Annotated in this window: 20 protein-coding genes; 10 read left to right on the top strand and 10 right to left on the bottom strand. The window is 51.9% G+C overall.

The features are described from left to right. Positions 1-90: 90 nt before the first annotated feature. Positions 91-855, top strand: a complete 765-nt coding sequence (locus tag EGT74_RS08720) for a glycoside hydrolase family 25 protein (protein ID WP_123846122.1) — start codon at positions 91-93, stop codon at positions 853-855. 9 nt (positions 856-864) lie between these two features. Beyond that, positions 865-1,116, top strand: a complete 252-nt coding sequence (locus EGT74_RS08715) for a hypothetical protein (protein ID WP_123846121.1) — start codon at positions 865-867, stop codon at positions 1,114-1,116. Positions 1,117-1,123: 7 nt separating this feature from the next. Here the strand turns inward: EGT74_RS08715 and EGT74_RS08710 are convergent, their stop codons facing one another. Continuing rightward, complete coding sequence (locus EGT74_RS08710) at positions 1,124-1,654, bottom strand: CAP domain-containing protein (RefSeq protein WP_220392827.1); 531 nt, start codon at positions 1,652-1,654, stop codon at positions 1,124-1,126. Between the two features lie 220 nt (positions 1,655-1,874). Continuing rightward, positions 1,875-2,291 (bottom strand): CAP domain-containing protein, encoded by a 417-nt coding sequence (locus EGT74_RS08705; RefSeq protein ID WP_158618066.1) that lies wholly within the window; start codon positions 2,289-2,291, stop codon positions 1,875-1,877. Positions 2,292-2,924: 633 nt separating this feature from the next. On the opposite strand from EGT74_RS08705, the gene EGT74_RS08700 reads away from it, so the two are divergent. Genes EGT74_RS08700 through EGT74_RS08690 form a run of 3 tightly spaced genes read left to right on the top strand, consistent with a single transcriptional unit; the run spans position 2,925 to position 4,969 of the window. Beyond that, positions 2,925-3,602 (top strand): DUF4241 domain-containing protein, encoded by a 678-nt coding sequence (locus tag EGT74_RS08700; protein WP_158618065.1) that lies wholly within the window; start codon positions 2,925-2,927, stop codon positions 3,600-3,602. 10 nt (positions 3,603-3,612) lie between these two features. Next, a complete protein-coding gene (locus EGT74_RS08695) occupies positions 3,613-4,212 on the top strand; it encodes a YiiX family permuted papain-like enzyme (protein WP_123846118.1) in 600 nt (199 codons plus the stop codon). Positions 4,213-4,255: 43 nt separating this feature from the next. Further along, positions 4,256-4,969: a DUF4377 domain-containing protein gene (locus tag EGT74_RS08690; RefSeq protein ID WP_123846117.1), complete on the top strand. Its 714-nt coding sequence runs from the start codon at positions 4,256-4,258 to the stop codon at positions 4,967-4,969. A gap of 71 nt (positions 4,970-5,040) precedes the next feature. On the opposite strand, the gene EGT74_RS08685 is transcribed toward EGT74_RS08690, so the two are convergent. After that, positions 5,041-5,637: a DJ-1/PfpI family protein gene (locus EGT74_RS08685; protein ID WP_123846116.1), complete on the bottom strand. Its 597-nt coding sequence runs from the start codon at positions 5,635-5,637 to the stop codon at positions 5,041-5,043. A 182-nt stretch (positions 5,638-5,819) separates the two neighbouring features. Here EGT74_RS08685 and EGT74_RS27255 point away from each other — a divergent pair, with 182 nt between their 5' ends. After that, positions 5,820-5,951 carry a hypothetical protein gene (locus tag EGT74_RS27255; RefSeq protein ID WP_262697103.1) on the top strand — a complete coding sequence of 44 codons (132 nt, stop codon included), beginning with the start codon at positions 5,820-5,822 and terminating at the stop codon, positions 5,949-5,951. A 67-nt stretch (positions 5,952-6,018) separates the two neighbouring features. Here the strand turns inward: EGT74_RS27255 and EGT74_RS08680 are convergent, their stop codons facing one another. The 6 genes from EGT74_RS08680 to EGT74_RS08655 all read right to left on the bottom strand — a co-directional run bounded on the left by EGT74_RS08680 (position 6,019) and on the right by EGT74_RS08655 (position 12,146). Beyond that, positions 6,019-7,149, bottom strand: a complete 1,131-nt coding sequence (locus tag EGT74_RS08680; protein WP_158618064.1) for a BamA/TamA family outer membrane protein — start codon at positions 7,147-7,149, stop codon at positions 6,019-6,021. A gap of 93 nt (positions 7,150-7,242) precedes the next feature. Beyond that, positions 7,243-7,719 carry a hypothetical protein gene (locus EGT74_RS08675; protein ID WP_123846114.1) on the bottom strand — a complete coding sequence of 159 codons (477 nt, stop codon included), beginning with the start codon at positions 7,717-7,719 and terminating at the stop codon, positions 7,243-7,245. After that, the gene (locus tag EGT74_RS08670; RefSeq protein WP_123846113.1) at positions 7,716-9,128 is read right to left on the bottom strand and encodes a nicotinate phosphoribosyltransferase; all 1,413 of its coding nucleotides are present in this window, start codon (positions 9,126-9,128) and stop codon (positions 7,716-7,718) included. The genes EGT74_RS08675 and EGT74_RS08670 overlap by 4 nt, the downstream gene beginning before the upstream one ends. A gap of 279 nt (positions 9,129-9,407) precedes the next feature. Then, positions 9,408-10,100: an NUDIX hydrolase gene (locus tag EGT74_RS08665; RefSeq protein WP_123846112.1), complete on the bottom strand. Its 693-nt coding sequence runs from the start codon at positions 10,098-10,100 to the stop codon at positions 9,408-9,410. Positions 10,101-10,119: 19 nt separating this feature from the next. Then, entirely contained in the window at positions 10,120-10,503 is a 384-nt protein-coding gene (locus tag EGT74_RS08660; protein WP_123846111.1) for a hypothetical protein, read from the bottom strand. 23 nt (positions 10,504-10,526) lie between these two features. Further along, positions 10,527-12,146 carry a M20/M25/M40 family metallo-hydrolase gene (locus EGT74_RS08655; protein ID WP_123846110.1) on the bottom strand — a complete coding sequence of 540 codons (1,620 nt, stop codon included), beginning with the start codon at positions 12,144-12,146 and terminating at the stop codon, positions 10,527-10,529. A 138-nt stretch (positions 12,147-12,284) separates the two neighbouring features. Between EGT74_RS08655 and gcvT the strand changes: the two genes are divergently transcribed. From gcvT to EGT74_RS08640, 3 genes are all read left to right on the top strand, one after another. Continuing rightward, a complete protein-coding gene (gene gcvT / locus EGT74_RS08650) occupies positions 12,285-13,373 on the top strand; it encodes a glycine cleavage system aminomethyltransferase GcvT (RefSeq protein WP_123846109.1) in 1,089 nt (362 codons plus the stop codon). A gap of 88 nt (positions 13,374-13,461) precedes the next feature. Continuing rightward, positions 13,462-13,935 carry an SRPBCC family protein gene (locus EGT74_RS08645; RefSeq protein ID WP_123846108.1) on the top strand — a complete coding sequence of 158 codons (474 nt, stop codon included), beginning with the start codon at positions 13,462-13,464 and terminating at the stop codon, positions 13,933-13,935. 10 nt (positions 13,936-13,945) lie between these two features. Then, entirely contained in the window at positions 13,946-14,671 is a 726-nt protein-coding gene (locus tag EGT74_RS08640; protein WP_123846107.1) for a 2-phosphosulfolactate phosphatase, read from the top strand. 74 nt (positions 14,672-14,745) lie between these two features. On the opposite strand, the gene EGT74_RS08635 is transcribed toward EGT74_RS08640, so the two are convergent. Next, positions 14,746-15,186: a DoxX family protein gene (locus EGT74_RS08635; RefSeq protein WP_123846106.1), complete on the bottom strand. Its 441-nt coding sequence runs from the start codon at positions 15,184-15,186 to the stop codon at positions 14,746-14,748. A gap of 290 nt (positions 15,187-15,476) precedes the next feature. Between EGT74_RS08635 and EGT74_RS08630 the strand changes: the two genes are divergently transcribed. After that, positions 15,477-19,205, top strand: a complete 3,729-nt coding sequence (locus tag EGT74_RS08630; RefSeq protein WP_123846105.1) for a DEAD/DEAH box helicase — start codon at positions 15,477-15,479, stop codon at positions 19,203-19,205. Positions 19,206-19,340 lie beyond the last annotated feature (135 nt).

Here is a 19,340-nt window from a genome sequence, read left to right as displayed (position 1 = left end):
ATAAATTTACGACAACAATACGGCCTTTCATGCATAGCACAAAAAATTGCCCTATACTTGCTGCTGATTTTCATAGGATACCTATTGAGCATGGCTAAGAAGAAACGTACGCGCCCCTTTATTTACCTGATACTCATCCTGGCATTGGCGGGCGCCGCTACCGCGGCCTGGTGGCTGCTGCGACAGCGTACGCCACTGGAGTTCGTGCGGTACGAGGAGTTCGGAATCGATATTCCGGTGAATTATTCCGTGCATGGGATCGACATCTCGAAATTCCAGGGAAATGTGAACTGGCGGGCCGTTCGGCAGATGCAGGTCGATGAAATACGTATATCCTTCGCGTTTATAAAAGCTACTGAGGGCATCACCCGCCAGGACGCCACCTTCCAGCGTAACTGGGAAAAAGCAAAGGAAGCCGGCATCGTCCGCGGCGCCTATCACTTTTTTTACTCCACCCGTGACCCGCTCAAACAGGTCATCAATTTTAAAAATGTGGTCCAGCTTGAATCCGGCGACCTCCCACCGGTACTCGACATCGAAGTGCATAACAATCAGCCCCCCGCCGTTATCCGCAGTACTGCCCGCATCTGGCTCGAGGAAATGGAAAAGGCGTACGGCGTAAAACCCATCATCTACACCAATATTCATTTTTACGAAACGTACCTCGGGAAGGAATTTGACGATTACCCGTTGTGGGTGGCGCATTATTACCAGAAAGACAAACCGCGCAGTGCGCGTAACTGGGTTTTCTGGCAGCACAGCGACATCGGGCGGGTGAACGGCATCCGCACCACGGTTGATTTTAACGTGTTCCGTGGCGACAGTACCGATTTGATGAAGCTTTGTATTCCGTAACTTTATAAGATGGAAGAAGAATCGAAAGATAACCTGGACTGGCAGCTCCTGCAATTTTTCATCAAGATCGTGCGTACGGTTTTCGTGGGCCTCTTCTGGATGCTGGTCAATATCTTTTTCGGTTTATACCTGGGGTTCGCCGTGCCCGAAGAGTCCACCCCCCTGCGGATGTTCCTGTTTTACACCTGGCTGGTGCTCAGTCTTGCCGCCTTCATTTATTACATCTGGCGGATGTGGCGGCGTAAAATGCCGCCTCCCTGAGCCGGGGTTATTTTCCCGGCGCCGCGAACACCTGTGTCCAGACGCTGTTTGCACGGCCTACGCCCATTTCTTTGTAGTTCCCGCTCATGATGTTTTTGCAATGGCCTTCGCTTTTCAGCCAGCCGTTGATGACGTCCGCTTCTTTGGAAAAACCGGAGGCAATGTTTTCGCCCGACCATGAATAGCTATAACCGGCGGCTTTGATGCGCTGCTGCGGGCTGGTTCCTTCAGGGCTGCTGTGGGAAAAGTATTTGCGCTCCACCATGTCTTTACTGTGCTTGGCCGCGGCCAGTTCCAGCAGGATGTTCCACGAAAGCGGCTGCACCGGCGGCATGGCTGTGCTGCCGCAATTGCAGCCTTTCGAACGAACGTCGTTCACCAGCTGCAGCAGCAATTCCTTATTGACATTATTTTCCACTACCACTACCGTTCCCGGCTCCTCCGGCTCCGGCCGTGGTACCACGACAGTGTCTTTAGTGCAGGCAACAGCCAGCAGCAAACAGGCAAAAGGTATAAAACGGATCAGTTTGGTGAACATGAGAATCCCAGTTAAAAGTCAAAGTTTCAGGTACTGGGTTCTTGATAGGAAGAGGTTAAAGCACGTTGGCTTTTTCAGAGGAAGAGGGTTAAATTATCGCCAACAGCACTATTCTTCAGGGTGGATACAAAAGTAAGGCGCCGGTTTGAATAAACTAGCGCCCCTGTGCAAAAAAGATGTTAATGAAAATAACAAATTATAAATCAATGTAGTATGATGGCTAGACCCCTGGTTTCGGCGCCGCCATCTCCTGACTCCAGAAGTTGCCCACCTTTGCCACGCCCATCTCGATGAACTTGTTGCCCATCAATACTTTACAGTGCGTGACACTTTTGAACCAACCTTCTACCACGCTGCGTTCGTTCAGGATCCCCAACGCTATGTTTTCACCCCAGGCCTGCCACTGGTAGCCCATGCGGGCGATGCGCTGGCCTGCATTATTGCCGTTCAGGTCGTTGTGGCCGAAATAATCATTGTAAAGCATATCCTGGCTATGAAGGTAGGCTGCGCGCTCCAGTGCCGTGTTCCAGCGGATGGGCGGCGCCGGCGCCATAAAGGTGTCGCCGCAATTGCAGCCCTTCGCCCGGATTTCATTCACGAGTGCCAGTAATACTTCTTTATTGACCGGGTTGTTCATGATGAAGGTTGTATCCGCCACAGGTACTGGTGGCGGCGGTATGATCGATGTTAAAGGTTCTTTGCTGCACCCCACGAGTATGGTGCAACCGATTGCGATGCCTGCACACAGGCGTGCGAATCCAGTAATCATGTGTCTGAATAAGTTAAATAGTTAGAAACTAATTGATTCTCTGCGGTTTAGCGAAGGCTACGGTTTAAAATATGAGCATGGGGTTTTTCAAAGAGATGGATAAACCGTATTGAATACAGCATATGTCGTAAGGATATGCAAAGCTACTGCCGCATTTTGTAAAAGTCATCTTAACATCTGTAAAATTTCTGTTAACGCATTGATTGTTAATCAATTGCAAACAGCTGATGTAGGCATAGGCAGCGGGGCGACCTGGCTTTTATGTATCTGCATTTAATACAGCACCAAATATATATAATAAATATAAAATGTAAAAAAATAAATATAAATGAGTTGAAGGCGAAATGGTCCAGGGGTGGTATTTTTGTGGCCCGGAGCCCCAAGCCGGTTCGTAACCCCGGGCCTGCTCCTGTCACGGTATGAAACCTTTTGCAGCAATGATCGTCTTATTTGTACAGTTGGAGCAAGGCTGATGGAAAACGCTCGGCACAAATGCCCAACATGGATTTTTTTAAACGTTTCTGGAAGAAATACAGTACCAAACAGCCGCGTTACGCCCAGCTGGATTACAGTCGCTATTTCGAGCTGTCCGCTATAGGTGGAATGCGTCTCGAGCGCCGCTACCTGGGCAAGCTGGCGCTGCCGAAAGGGTATCTGTTGGTATGCGATCCTTTGCTGGGCCTGCACGATGCGCTCCCATACACACGGCGCGTTCCGCCGGGACAATACCCGGTGTCGCTGCTGGTGGCGACAGGCAGTCTGTCCAAAAAAAATGCAATGCTCCGGATGAGTTTTTCGGAGGAGCGGCCGCAACGCTGGGAGCTGGCGTTGTTGCCGGGCCAGGAGGCATCGCCGGATCATGCGGACGATGCGTATTACGGATTTACGGCGGATGCGGGTATTGGCTGCCTTTGCGATGCGCAGGTGCAGCAATACTTCAACCTGTATCTCGAACGTTTTTTTAAAGATCATCCGGACGGGAATGTATATTCGACGTTGTTTGCCGCCGCGTTTGAAAAAAACGGCGGGCTGGGCGCGAATTTTTACCTTCCCTCTTCCCCACAGATGAATGCCATGTTGTTTCATACGGGTTATGGCGATGGCATTTACCCGGCTTATTGGGGATTGGGAAAGAACGGTAATATTTGCAGCTTTGTAATTGATTTTCTCGTACTATAACCTATTCGCAATGTTTATCAGAATATTCCTGGTGCTGTTGCTGCCGGTTGCATTGCATGCCCAGACACCCGCCCTGGCCGAAGGCGACATTATTTTTCAGTCGAATATTTCCCCGCAGTGCAAAGCCATCGAGTTGGCCACACACTCCCGCTACAGCCACTGTGGGATAGTGTTTAAAAAGAACGATGGCTGGTATGTGCTGGAAGCTGTGCAGCCGGTGCGGGAAACCCCCTTCGCCGAATGGATCGCCAGAAACCGGGGGCGCTATGCCGTGAAGCGCCTGCGGGGTGCCGATTCTTTGCTGACGCCTGCAGTTGTTAATGAAATGAAAAGCGCCGGCGCAAAGTATCTCGGAAAAGACTATGACAGCTATTTTGAATGGTCCGACCAGCGGATTTACTGCTCGGAACTGGTCTGGAAAGTCTATAAAAAAGCAACGGGCCTGGAGGTGGGCCGTTTGCAGCCCATGCGGGAATATGACCTGAGCCATCCCCTGGTAAAGGCCACTATGCAGGAGCGGTACGGCAACAATATTCCCCTCGAGGAAAAAATGGTGTCGCCGGGCAACATATTTGACAGCAAGCTGCTGGAAACCGTGGTGAGCCGGTAAACACTCTGCCCCTCCACGTGTTATATTCCGGTAAATCAATCATATGAAAAAAATACTCTTGTTGCCCCTGGCTGCCATGGTGCTCTTCACATCGTGCCAGAACAGCCCGAAATCCGGGACGTCAGACAGCACACAAACATCCATTTCCGTACCCGCCACACCCGAAGGATATTATGAGGCTAACCTGCCCGCCGCCTCCAGCCCCGGCCGCCTCATCGCACTGAGCGTCGTAGACGGCGGGGAAGTGCAAATGACCACCGATTATCAGAACAGCACTCCCGAAATCGTGCAAATGGGGAATTGGGCCACACAGGATAGCGGCCGGCTGCTGGTCACCCTGGTGACGGTCGGCAGCGGGAATCCACAGAAAGACACGCTTTATTTTAAACAGGACGGCAAAAGCCTGCGGTATGAGGGTGCTAACTATGGTTCGGACGGCCTGACGCTGGTGCGCAAAGAAAAGCCCGCCCCGGCAACAAAAGAGCTGGTGATTTGGGTGAAGAGCGAAGCAGAGTGCGACCGCGGCCCAGGTTTCGGTAAAACGACCTGCTATGAGGTGCAATACGGCGACAAGCTCATGACGCCGGCTACGGAGCCCTGGGAAAAATTGATGGAACCGATCGATGGCTTTAAATACGAAAAAGGGCACCTGTATAAGCTCCGCGTAAACCGCATTCCCCGCGATCCGCGCATTCAGGATATAGGCGTATATGAATACAAACTCGTAGAGGTCATTTCGAAAGAAAAAACGAAATGACGCACATGTATGCCCCGGCAGCATATACATCATCTCCTTAATAAAAAAAACTCACCCGCAGCGGACACAACTCAATCCAATCGCAGATTTTGAAACTCCGGCTTGTGAAAAAATCCAAACCAGAAGGCGAACGCTTCGTTGTTATCGAGCAACCTGAACTTGTTTAGTATTGCCAGGGCAAATGCAACGCTCGCCGTACCGTTTGCCGTGATGAAGGGGCCCGCAGCCACGGCGGGTTTTTGGATGTAGTGCGATTCACCTTCGTATGCAGGCACAGCTTGTTTGAGCAGACCAAGGTCGTTGCTCGTGTGGGGCACATTGTCGAGCAGGCCTTCGTCAGCGAGGTACAGCGTGGCGTCGCAGATGGCGGCGATGGTTTTTCCCTCCTTCAGCATGGCTTTCACGAACGGTGTGATCTCTCGGTTGCGCCCCTCAGACCAGGCGCTGCCGCCGGGAATGATCAGGAGATCGGCCGCCGACGCATCCAGTTTGTCCAGGGAGGTTTGCGGAACAACCGTGAGATTGGCCGCGCTGGTAATGGCTTGGCCGCTGAGGGAAAAAGGAACTACTTCAAATGCAGTGAACTGTTGCAGCGCGGCGGCTGCCAAAGCGGGTTCCCAATCGGAATAGCCGTCAAATACAAATAGGTAACAACGTTTCGTTTTCATGTCTGGTGTTTTTAATGATACTACAAATTTCAGGCGGGGATTTGACAGCAGTATGTCAGCAGGGAAAACGAGGCTGGGAAAATAAATTGTGGGCGGGATTGGGTGGGGAAAACAAGCGGTATTTTGCGTTTTTCACGAGAAAACGCTAACTTGCCCCCTGAAATTTCTTAAAACTGTATATCATGTTGTTGAACGTTTTACTTAACGCTATTTACGAGGCAGGCAATAAGATCGGCCATTATGGTGCATGGTTTTTCATCATCCTGTTCAGTCTGATGTTTTTGTACGCCATGGTGAAGTACGTAAAACGTTAATCAGTTAGACGATATTAAATAGCAAAGGCTGCCTGATGGGGCAGCCTTTCTTTATTATGTGAAAAACCTAGAATGCTTCCGAAAGGGATAGATAAAATCCCGATTGTCTCTTTTCCCCGGGCCTTTTCTCGCCCCAGCCATAATCCAGCCGCACGGTGATACGGGCAGACTTGTCGTAGAAATAGCGGATGCCAAGGCCATAGTTGGGCTTGAGGCGGGAAAGCGAAAACCCGTCGTTGTTGAAAACCGTACCGGTGCCTGCAAATCCTGCCAACGCAAATGTCGGCTGCAGATCCACGAACCATAATTTGATACGGATCTTAGGATCCACGTAATAACGATATTCGGCTTGCGCGGCGAGGTAGTTCTGATCGCGGTAGCGGCCGGTATAATATCCGCGCATGATGTTATCGTTACCCAGCTCAGGCAGCAGGTAAAACGGCAACGTCTTCCCCTGGAGGCTTTGCGCGAGCCCATTCAGGCCCAGCGTACTTTTGCTGGTAATCGGAATAAACTGGCTGGCTTTGACCTCGAAACGCCAGAGCGGATGCTTGCTGAGAAACGATGGTGCATAAGCGGCGTTGAAACGGACATAAGTGCCGTTGGTGCAGTAATTCTGGTTATCGCGGTTGTCGTACACGCCGGTTACGCCCAGAAAAGTGGAATAACCGCCGGTTTTATCCACGAGGGAGCTTTCCGGGAAGATGCCTTTGTCATTGTCTGCTGTATACTTATCGTGTTGGTAAGTAACGGACAAGCCTGCGTAGAAATGGCTCGTGACGCGCTTTTCCGCCTCCACCGATATTTTGTAGCGTTTGTTGCCGATCAGCGACTGGTCGGCATGATGCGTGGTATCGCCGATGCCGTAATAATACACCGGGAAGTTGTGGTAACGCAGGTTGGTTTTGATGTGGAAGTCGTTGTTGCGTGTCCAGTTGTCGGTCTGGAAGTTCAGTTTGAACTGCTGCTTCGTAGTGAAAGTCACCAGTGCCGCCATGGTTGAGTTCCTGGTGAGGAGCGACGGGGTTTTCTTATCTGCATAATAAGAATAGAGGGCGGCTACGCCGAACTCGAACCCTTTTTCCGGAGAATAACCCACCACGGGTATCGGGAACACACTCGAACGCCTGAGCGTATCTTTTGTGAAGGGAAGATGATGAGGGTTTTCTTTTACCTGCAAAGAATCCTGGGCCTCCATACTTTGCGCCCCCAGCATACAAAAACTTAACACAGCTATCTCTTTCCGCATATATTGCAATATCCTTAAAATTCCTGAAATACGGAAACGGCCCTAAAGAGGGGCTTTTTTGCCTCGAAAGAAGCCTGCGATGACATTTGTGACAAATGCTACGTGTCCAAGGGTCATTGCGAAAAACGAGATCAAAACGATTCTCCCCCACCAGAAAGCCGAATCACTCCAGGTTGAATAATCAACAAAATAACGCTTGGGGAGCTGGTTACCCCCATGCACTCCTGCCTTACTTTCGAAAAAAAATGCAAAAAAGCAGGTCAGGATGAAAAAAAACAGCGTATAAACATGGATGTACTGCAGCACGCGCCACTGCCGGAACGAACGGGTAACCAGGTACACGGCCGTTTCGAATAGCACGATGGCGCCCAGCAGGCCAGTGAGGAAATATGGCCCAATTACAAAATAAGTATCGTGCAGGTGAATGTCGAAGGCATCGCTGAAAAGGAAAGCCCAAACTAATATGGGGACAATCAGCAGCGGAAGCAATACCGGCGGCAGGTAGAGTCTTTTGATCATATCGCGGCGTTGGTTTTTATATTTTCAAATCGCTGGTCTGTTATCAATGCTCCATTTTCAAACACGGTTTGCAGCAGGTCGGAATGTTGCGGATGGGAACCGGCAGCAACGGTTTCAAAACCGGCTTCGGTGCGGATGAGCTTTAACCGGCCCGCTTTTGATTTTTTGAATGAAGTGCGCAGTTGGCCATCGGCATCGAGCTCCGCGGGTGATTTCTGCACGTCTACACTGCGGCCATTGATTTCGGCGTAGGAACATTTCAGCGCAAACTCCTGCGTATCGCGGTTAACGCGTTGCAATAAAGCGCCGCCCATTCCCAGCACCAGGTTTTCGGCGCTGATGCCGGCTTGTTTCAGTGCCTTATAAATGACGGGTATGGATTCATAACTGATTCCGTCTCCCTGGATCACCCTCACTTGCGGCGGCAATACTTTGTACCCTTTTTCATTGACGCTGTGCCCGAATTTTGCCATCAGGATGTCGAACACGGCCAGCAGGGTTCTGACCGGATCCCCGGAATCCGGGCGGATCACGAGCGTGCCGTTGCGGGCGAGCACCTGGTCTTTCAGCAGGGTGCCCCAATACTCTTCGCACGCGCGGAAAATGTTGTAGGAATCCGATACACAGGCGATGGTCCCGGAAGGGAAGGTATCCAAAACATGTTTAAAGATGTCCGGTTCTCCTTTTTCACCCAGCAGCGTGACGATGGAATGTTCCGTAGCGGGGATAGACAGGCCGGGCGCCTTCGCCGCATGGTAGTATTTTTTCGCGAAGGTGGATGCGGCGAGGGTATCGCTGCCGCTGAAGTTGACCAGGTGCGCGCTTCCGCCCAACCCGGCGCTTTCCACCGAGCTCGCGCCCCTGAAACCGAAATCGTTCAGCACAAAATCGATTCCCGTAAAAGACGCAGTGCTGGCGGTGGCTTCGTAATACCGCTTCACTACTTTTTTTATCTCCCGGGAAAGGGTGGCCACCGTACAGGGGTACCACACCTGCATCAGCAGTGTTTCGAGGAAATTGGTAAGCCAGTAACAGGCCGGGTCGGTATTTTCGATGGTCATCAGGACCTGCTTCACCGGGATCACGCTGCCTTCCGCTACTGCTTTAATCCTGACCGGAAGTCGCCCCCCGTGTTTTTCGAGAATATACGTAAACCGAGCCGGGTCGTACACATCCTTCCGTCCGAACACCTCTTCCAGCTCAACACCCGCCGCCCGGATTTTTTCCGCGGTAACGACAGGGCCCGCGAGGTACGCTTTCAGAAAATACTGCAACCCGTAAAAAACGGTTTCATCAAACAGCCCTCCCCTGCTTTCCAGGTAAGAATAGATATGCGTGGTGCCTGGCACGTATAACTTATGATGGGAATATTTGTAGGCGTCGGCCAGGAGAATGAGGTTTGCTTCCATACACTGAGAATGCAGTCACGAAATGGACCGGTGAACGATCGGTAACGGGTTTTACGAAAATAACGGATTATCCCAATATTTCATGTAACCGGCCCCGTCGGCGGATTTTTAACCGGGATATGGTGAAAACGGGTGATCATTTTCCAGAAAATCAACACGAATAAGGGATTGCTATAATGCGCAATCGGTTTATTGTACCAGATACACAAAAAAATTTTTCTCATTGATTCCCAGCGGAAAAATTTGTGTCAAAAAGCGATAAAATTGAGTCTCAAATAATTAAGAGAAAATTTCGATGTATTCCTCCTTTTCTTTCAATTCGTTAAAGCGCTCCTGGTTGAAGCTGTATAATTGGGCGGGGCGGCCCTGAAGAGGGTGTTTTAATTTTTCCTGCTGGGTGGTCAACAGGCCGAGATTATGGATCTTTTTCTGGAAGTTGCGGCGGTCTACCGGGCGACCGTACAGCCATTCATAGAGTTTTTCAAGTTCGGAAACGGGGAACTTCGCTTCGAGCAGCTCGAACGCGAGGGGCTCGTTCCGCATGCGAATCCGCAGGTGGTCCAGTGCGGCGGCTATGACGGTTGCATGGTCGAAGGCCATCTGAGGCAACTCCCGTACTGGATACCAGCGCGCTTCTTTATTGCCCGCGCCGGGAATCAGCTTGGTAGCGGTAGGTTTGATCAGGCCTATATGCGCCACGCACAGCACACGGCCGCGAGGGTCCCGGTCCGGCGCGCCGAACGTGCGGAACTGTTCGAGGTAATTGGCGCGTAACCCGGTTTCATCGCGGATTTCACGGTGCACGGCATCTTCAACGGGCTCGTCGTTGCGGATGAAACCGCCGGGCAGGCCCCATTTAAAAATGTGTGGGGGGATGCTGCGTTTACTGAGCAGCACCATCATGCCTTCTTTAGAGGAAAAACGCAGCACAACGGCATCTGCCGTCACCCTGATGTGTTGATGAACTGGCAAGGGATAAGAGTTTTCTGGTTTACTGTCCGCTTACATACTGCTGTACCTGCGAAGTCCCTTTCCGGAGATTCACGAACAGCGGATTTTTTTGCGGATCGAATACTATGATCGTATTGGATTCCCAGGCATCCTGCGGGGCCGGCAGCACAATTTCCACCTGCAGCGCGTTGGCGCGGCGGAACATGAGGCTGTCTTTCTTCACATACCGGGCCTGGAAGTCGTGTTGCTGAAGATAGCGGATAATACTGTCGCGGCTGGCGTTCACGAGGCTGTCGGCCGTAGCGTGTTGTTCGCGCAGCACAAAACACTTGTCGCTGATCACTTCATAATTGGTGGTATCTGTTTTTTCGCGCACGGGATTACACGCAGCCAGCAGTGCCAGGGAAAATAAAAGATAACGCATACCGCAAGTTATAAAAACCACATTTAAAAAGCGATATCAAATACTTTCTCTTCTTTGCCGCGCTTTACTTTAACGGTGGTATGGTCGCCAGCCTTAAATACGGAGAGCGCGCTCATGTAGGATTCCACGTCACTCACCGGCTTTTCACCCAGTTGCACGATCACATCGCCGGGCACGATGCCGGCTTTCCTGGCGGGTTTACCATCGGAAACGCCTTCCACCCGTACACCACCTTTATTATAAGTATAGTCCGGCATGATGCCCAGCGTTACGGAAAATTTGGTGCTAACGGGCTGCCGGTCGCGGGTTTTGGTGAATGCCAGGCGCGGCTGTACGTTGGCTTTTTCAACGATGCTGTACACCAGTTTCACCACTTTGAGGCTGCCGTCATAGTTGATTTTGTCTGTATCGTCACTGGGCTTATGGTAATCGCCGTGGGTGCCGGTAAAGAAAAACAGCACGGGCACATCTTTGCGGTAAAATGCAGCATGGTCGGATGGGCCAGCGCCGGTGGAGTCGTAGCTGACCTTGATGCCGGGAGGAACAGCGCTTTTCAGGATGGCGTCCCAGGCGGGAGACGTGCCGACGCCACCGATCTGGAGACCTTTATCGGCAGTGAGGCGGCCTACCATATCCATGTTTACCATATAGTTCACGTCTTTCATGGGGATGCCGCCGTTATCGATAAAATATTTGCTGCCGAAGAGGCCGAGTTCTTCACCGGAAAAGGCCACCACGGCGTAATTGTTCTTTTTCAGGGACGACGCTTTCAGCATCCGGCCCAGCTCGATGAGGGCGGCCGTGCCGCTGGCGTTATCGTCGGCGCCGTTGTGGATGGCTTTTTCGGAAGGTGCCATGGAATTATGGTCTTCGCCATACCCGATATGGTCGAAGTGCGCGCCCAGTATCACGGTGGTGGCGGCGCCATTGTCGATATAACCTACTACGTTAGTACCGGTCCTTTTGCTGGGTTTGAGCTCCACTTCAAAATCCACCTGGAAACCGTTGGCATCGTCGGCACTGAATATTTTGCTCACTTCCGGGCCGGCCCAGATGGCGGGGATAGGAAGCGGGTCTACTTTTTCGTCGAGCCATTTCTGCACGGTAAATGTTGTTTCCGGCCCGTTGAAGAAAATAATGCCGGTGGCGCCGTTCTGTTTGGCTTCTTTGGTCTTTTTGATGTAAAACTCCATGGGGGCGCCGTGGGGGTTGATTTCGTCTTCCGCCGCTTTCACGTCAATGAGCCAAACGTTATCGAGGTCGTTCACTCCCGGCAGCACTTCGCCTTTGGCCGATTTTTGGGCACTGAAAGGCAGGGGGATAAAAGTTCCGGCCGCCTGCGGGCGGTGGTTCAGCAGCAGGCGTGTTTTGGGGCCGGCTTCTTTTCCTTCCCGCACGGTAAACTCCTGCAGGTAGCCGCTGGTGCCTTTCGGGCTAAGCCCCGCCTGTTTCATCTGCTCGGCGATGTAGGCCGCGGCCAGCTGCTCACCCGCCGTGCCAGTGCGGCGGCCCTCCAGTTTGTCGCTGGCAAGATAGGCAACGTGCAGCTGCAGGTTGCTCATGATTTTTCGGTCTGCTTTCTTTTGCGGATATGCTGCCAGCGTTAAACAAACAAGCGGGCACAACAGGTAGATCTTTTTCACTGCCGGGGAGTTTTGCCGCAAAAATAAGCTTTATCACGGGATTGTCTGACCGCCCGGCCCGCTTTGTTTTATACTCAAATTAAATACTAAATTTGCCGGGCTCTGAAGGAGTTACAACAAAAAAAGAAACATTACAGCATGAAAAACACACCATTTACACAGAAGCACATTGCGCTGGGCGCAAAAATGGCCCCTTTTGCGGGTTACAACATGCCCATCTCCTATTCCGGTATTAACGATGAGCATGCGGCCGTCCGCAACAGTGTGGGTGTGTTTGACGTGAGCCACATGGGCGAGTTTGTGCTGAAAGGTGAAAATGCGCTCGACCTCATCCAGCGGGTTACCTCCAACGACGCTTCCAAACTCACTGCCGGCAAGGCTCAATACAGCTGCCTGCCCAACAACGAAGGCGGCATCGTGGACGACCTGCTGGTATATTGTATCGAAGAAAACAAGGTATACATGCTGGTGGTGAACGCCAGCAATATTGAAAAAGACTGGAACTGGATCAGCCAGCACAACACCAAAGGGGTGGAAATGCACAACATTTCCGAGAAAACCGGCCTGTTGGCCATTCAGGGCCCCAACGCCACCAGCGTGATGCAGTCGCTGACCGACCAGGACGTGGTGAACCTGAAATACTACACTTTCGTCAAAGGCACTTTCGCTGGGGTCGACAATGTGCTGATCAGCGCAACCGGCTACACAGGGGCGGGGGGCCTGGAAATTTATTTCGAGGATAAGGACGGCGCAGCCGACAAGATCTGGGATGCCATTTTCGCAGCCGGCGCTTCCAAAGGCATTAAGCCCATCGGTCTCGGCGCCCGCGATACCCTGCGCCTCGAAATGGGTTTCTGCCTTTACGGCAACGACATCGACGACCGCACCAACCCACTGGAAGCCGGCCTGGGCTGGATCACCAAGTTTACGAAAGACTTTACCGCCCGCCCCATCCTCGAAAAGGTGAAGGCCGAAGGGGTACAGCAAAAACTGGTGGGCTTTGAAATGATCGACAAGGGCATTCCCCGCCACGATTACGAAATCAAAGACGCCGCGGGCAACACCATCGGCCGGGTGACGTCCGGCACCCAGTCGCCCACCCTGCAAAAGGCCATCGGGCTGGGATATGTTAAAACAGGCTTTGCAACACTCGATACAGAGATTTATATTGCAGTTCGGGATAAGCTCCTGAAGGCAAAAGTGGCAAAAGCGCCGTTTATCGGCTAAAACCCGGGTGCTTTTGCAATTTGGCGGAAAGGGGCAGCGTTATTGAAAACCATCGTTACCATACCATATCTTAAATTGTATTACTGCTATGCCGCTTATTCATCTCACCACGGTTATTCATGCGCCGTTGCCCAGGGTGTTCGACCTGAGCCGGAGCATTACGCTGCACAAGCGCAGCATGGAACATTTAAAGGAAGAAGCCATCAAGGGAAAAACCAGTGGGTTGATTGAATACGACGAAACAGTGACCTGGCGTGCAAAGCACCTGAATAAAATGAGGGAGCTGACCATGCGGATCACGGCAATGCAGAAGCCCGGATACTTTTGTGATGAAATGGAGCAGGGTGATTTCACCTATATGAAACACGAGCACTATTTCAAGGAGATCCACAACGGCACCATTATGATAGACATCATGGAGTTTGGGACGCCTTATGGCCGGATGGGCCGCTGGTTCGAAAAACTCTACCTGAGAAAATATATGAAGCGGCTGCTGCAGCTGCGCAATAAAATCATCAAGGAATATGCGGAAAGCGAAAAGTGGCGGGTGATCCTTGATTAAAAAAAGAAGCATGAGCGAGATTACAAAACCAAGGCTGGAAGTATGTTTATCACCGGCCCTTTTGCACCTGTTCGACGTGAAGAACAGCATTGTGGTGATTATTGATGTGCTGCGGGCCACCTCCACTATCTGTACGGCGCTCCATAATGGCGCGGCCAAAGTGATACCGGTGGCTACCGTGGAAGAATGTGTGAATATCGGGCGCCAGCTGGATGCCATTACCGCCGGCGAGCGCGATGGAAAAATTGCCGACGGCCTGCTGCACGGCAACTCCCCTTTCGAATACCCGGTTGAATTTATCAGCGGCAAAGTGCTGGTTTTGACTACAACGAACGGCACCAAACTGCTTCACATGGCCAAAGATGCGGTGCAGATCATCACCGGTTCTTTCCCGAACATCTCTTCCGTATGCGAATACCTCATTTCACAGGGCCAGCACGTAATATTGGGCTGTGCCGCGTGGAAAGACCGCGTGAATATGGAAGACACCCTTTTCGCCGGCGCCGTGGTGAGCCGGATCAAAGAGCATTTTGATGTCAACTGCGATTCCGCCCTGGCCGCCGAAACGCTGTACGAAAGCGCCAAAAGCGACCTGTTCGGCTTCATGAAAAAAGCATCCCACTACCAGCGCCTGGCCCGTTATGGACTGGAAGAAGATATCCGCTTCTGCCTCACGCCCGATGGCGCCGATGTGCTGCCCATTTTGCGGAACGGCGAGCTGGTTAAGGAAAAATAATACCCCGGCGCTGCTGGGTAAGAAAAAGGTGTTCCAGGCAACTGGAACACCTTTTTTATGTGAAGGTTTTGAGTTTACGCAGCTAACTGCCTGCGGGAGCGGAGATAGTTGTCCAGCGAATAAACGCCGCCGCCGTGGAGCAGGAAGAAAATATTCACCAGCAGCATGGTGAGCGGGGAATAGAATTCCATCAAACCGCCGCCGGAAGCCACTTTCATGATGGTGGCAACGATCATGGTGAGCACCAGCGAAAGCGCCGCGAAACGGGTGAAGAGCCCGAAAATCAGTAGTAGGCCGCCCGCGAATTCAGCGATGGTGGCCAGCAGACCCCAGAAAGTAGGCCAGGCGCTGATGCCGATAAAACTCATCGCGCTGCCCACACCCGTCCATACCTGTTCGCCACCGGCGATTTTTTGCCAGCCGAAAACAAAGAAGAGTACGCCGATTCCAACACGGAGGATCAGCAGGCCGAGATTTGAATTTTTAGAATTGTCGATGTTGAGTGTGTTTCCCATAGAAATAATTTATGCGAAATTACTTCCGGAACACCCCCGTCCGCAATGGATATTTTTTTGTTTCAGTTGCACATTTTTCAAATATATCCGGCCACACCCGCCCCGAAACGTGCTTTTCTCCCTTCAGCCCCTCTCTGTTTGAATTTTTATGCTTACTTTTGTGGATTGCCTTTTCATGAGCCGCGAACAGGAAAAAACGAACTCAGCAGACCGGAAAAATGATGCATCGCCTTATTGATATTTGTTTCTAACCCCGGCTTGTGCTAAAAAGGGGCAATAGCAAGGAAAGCATGTCGCTACCCCACTTATTAAAATATGTATATAATAACGGCACCGATGAGGTGATTCGCCGCGGCAAGCGCATTTTTGCCACGGGAGGGGTAGAATTGCTTGAAGGTGACCCGGTGCTGCGCTCGGCCACTTTCCGCGTGAAAAGCGATACGCACGCCAACTACTATAAGGTATCCATCAACAAATACCACGAGCCCTCCACGATGAGCGTTCGTTGCCAGTGCCCCTATAACCTGGGCGACATCTGCCGGCACGAAGCGGCCGCACTGTTCCAGCTGCAGGAAATGCTCGACCGGAACCACTTCGAATCATTTGAAACACAATATGATCAGCAGCATACGCTGATCAAAATGAAGTCGATCGACTTAAAAACCATCAAACTCCTTACTTCCAGCGCCATGATGGCGGATGCCGAGCGCATCCTCCGCAAGTCGCAGGCGGTCATCAAATCCGCGAAAGACGAAAAAGTGGAAGCGGAGCTGAAGGTCGACAATAAAAAATACCCGCTCATCCTGCAAAGGAACGAAGAGCGCAACTTCGATACGCACTGTACCTGCGACGAGCATGAGCACCCGCTCTGCGTGCACAAAACGGCCCTGTTCCTGCAACTGCTGAACGCCCACGGCCCTTTTTACTTCGATACGCTGCGCAACTGGGATAAAGAAAAGAACAAACTACTGTCGTCTTACGGGTATTCGCTGAGTGATGACCTGGAAGGCAAATTCACGTTTTCTTATATGAACGGGAAGCCGTTCCTGCGGGTGCTCGACCCTACTATCAAAAAAGTGGAAGCGCCCGTGGCCGTCAAACCGGAGCCGGAAGAGGAACAAACCATCACGACTACACGCCGGCTGGGCGTGGTGCTGAACGCGAACGACAAACTGTTCCCCTATTTCCAGGTGGAACTGATCAGCGGCGATGCGAACGAAGACGAGTCTGAATTCGTGTCGCTTGTAAACCGGATAGATTTGGGCAAGTACGTGGACTTTTACCTGTTCAGGGAAAAAGACCGCGACCTGATCACCCCTGTCCGGAAACTGCAGCAGGGCGAAGTGAGCAAGTTCCTCAACAAAAATTCCCCCTTTGCCGGCATCTGGGAAAACATCATGCACGAAAACGAAGATGGGCTGCCCATGGAAACCATGGAGCTCATCGTTGAATACCTGCATCCCAAAATAAACAAACTGTTCCCGCAGCTGGCCGAGCACCCCCTGGTGTTTTTGCTGCGCGAAGGGCAGCCGTTCAAAACAAAAAACCTGCAGCCGCTGCAGATAGAAGATATGCCGCTGGAGCCTTATTTCAAGGCCAGCCAGGTAGACGGGAACGTGGAGATCACCGCCTGGGTAGACATCGACGGGCAGGCTGTGAATGTGTCAGAGAACCAGTGGGCCAGCCCCCTGTTGTTCCTCCACAACGGCATTATGTACCAGTTCAAAAACCCGCAGGACAGTATCAGCATCATGCGTTATCAGCAGATGAACGCGCTGCGTGTGCCCTCGGGCGAATGGCAGGATTTTCTCAAGGAAGTGATGTTGCCCCTCGGTAAAAATTACCCCGTGCAGTTCGACGCCGCCCTGCTGGCGGAGGTCGACGACATCGTGCCCGAAACGCGGGTGTATCTCAAAGAACTGGGCGAAACTTTCGTGATCCAGCCCGGCTTCGCCTATCACGGGCACGAGGTGGAATGGAACGAAGAAACGCGCATCACCGTGCAGGAAGGCAATAAGGTGTTGGTCATTCACCGGAACAAGGAAGCCGAGAACGCATTTGTGGCCAAATTGCGCACCCTGCATACCAATTTTACACATCTCAACAACTATAACTATTTTTTCCTGCGGTCGAAAGAAGCGCTCAAGAACAACTGGTTCTTCCTCTTTTTCGACGCGCTGAAAGAAATGAACGTGCGTGTTTTCGGGTTCGAGCAGCTCCGGAATTTCCGGTTCAATCCGCAGAAACCCGTTACCAACCTGCAGATCAGTTCCGGCATCGACTGGTTCGATGCGCAGGTGGAAGTGCTGTATGGTGATCAGAAGGTGGGCATCCGCGATATCAAACGCGCGCTTGCCAACAAACAGAACTACGTGCAGCTGGCCGATGGTACGCTGGGCCTGCTGCCGGAAGAATGGCTGAAAAAATATTCCCTGCTCTTTAAAATCGGGGAAGAAAAAGATAAAGGCGCTGGCCTCAAACTGAGCAAGTACAACTTCTCGGTGATTGATGAGCTCTACGAGTTTATCGACGACGAAGCGATCCTGGTGGAGCTGGATGAAAAACGCCGCAAGCTGCTCCAGTTCGACGAAATCAGGAGCGTCAGCCTGCCCACGAACCTGCAAGCCAACCTGCGGCCTTACCAGGAAAGCGGTTTTCAGTGGCTGAATTACCTCGATGAGGTGAAATGGGGCGGCATTTTGGCCGACGATATGGGTCTTGGTAAAACCGTACAGGCCCTTACCTTCATCCAGCACTACAAAAACGAAAACGGGAAATGCCTCGTGCTGGTGGTTTGTCCCACCACACTGATCTATAACTGGGAAAACGAGATCCGGAAATTCACGCCCGAAATCACTTATCACATCCATCACGGCCCGGCGCGCCTGCGTAACCCGGAAGAGTTGCAGGCCTTCGACATCCTGATCACCACTTACGGTACGCTGCGCAGCGATGTGCAGTTGCTGATGAAAATGGAGTTCGATTATGTGATACTCGATGAATCCCAGGCGATCAAAAACCCGCAGTCGAAAGTGACAAAAGCGGCGCAACTGCTCAACACCCGCAACCGTATTGCGCTGAGCGGTACGCCCATGCAGAACAACACCTTCGATATTTATGCGCAGATGAACTTCCTCAACCCCGGCATGCTGGGCAGTGTGGACTTTTTCAGGAATGAATTCGCCACGCCGATCGACAAATTTCAGGACGAGGAACGCAAAGAGCACCTGAAAAAACTGATCTACCCCTTTATACTCCGCCGCACCAAAGAGCAGGTGGCAAAGGATCTGCCGGAGAAAATCGAAACGGTGATTTTCTGCGAAATGGATCCGGAACAGCGCCATATTTACGATGCGTACCGCAATACGTACCGCTCCAAAATTCTCGGCGTGATCGAAGACCAGGGAATGGAACGCAGCCAGCTCACCATTCTGCAGGGCCTCATGAAACTGCGGCAGATCTGCGACTCGCCGGCCATTCTCAACGAAACGGAAAAGTACCCCAACCATTCCGTGAAGCTGCATGAGCTTACCCGCGAAATCGCCGAGAACATCGGGCATCACAAGGTGCTGGTGTTCAGCCAGTTCCTGGGCATGCTGGGCCTCATCCGCGACCGGCTGGCCCATATGAAAATCCCGTACGAATACTTCGACGGCAGCACGTCTACGATGGACCGCGAAAAAGCTATCCAGAACTTCCAGAACAACGACGATTGCAGGGTTTTCCTGATTTCGCTGAAAGCGGGCGGCGTGGGTCTCAACCTCACGGCGGCCGACTATGTGTACATCGTTGACCCCTGGTGGAACCCGGCAGTGGAGCAACAGGCGATCGACCGTACGCACCGTATCGGCCAGACGAAAAATATCTTCGCTTACAGGATGATTTGTAAAGACACGGTGGAAGAGAAAATCCTGGAACTGCAGGAAAGGAAAAAATCACTGGTCAAGGAGATCATTGCGGACGACAGCGGCTTCATCAAGAAACTCACCAAAGAAGACGTGCTGTATCTATTCAGCTAATAAGGTTTATCACATTCCCGGGGGGATTGTCAACTTTGCTTGATAATCAATATAGTCCGCACTGAGCCATGCACTCCACGCTGCAAGAGGGGCCATCAGGTTCTGCATTGGATACCTTCAAGCGGTTGAGTACAA

Source organism: Chitinophaga lutea (assembly GCF_003813775.1).
GTDB classification, from domain to species: domain Bacteria; phylum Bacteroidota; class Bacteroidia; order Chitinophagales; family Chitinophagaceae; genus Chitinophaga; species Chitinophaga lutea.
The sequence above is the reverse complement of the archived record's forward strand: the minus strand, read 5'-3'. Positions and strand labels throughout refer to the sequence as shown.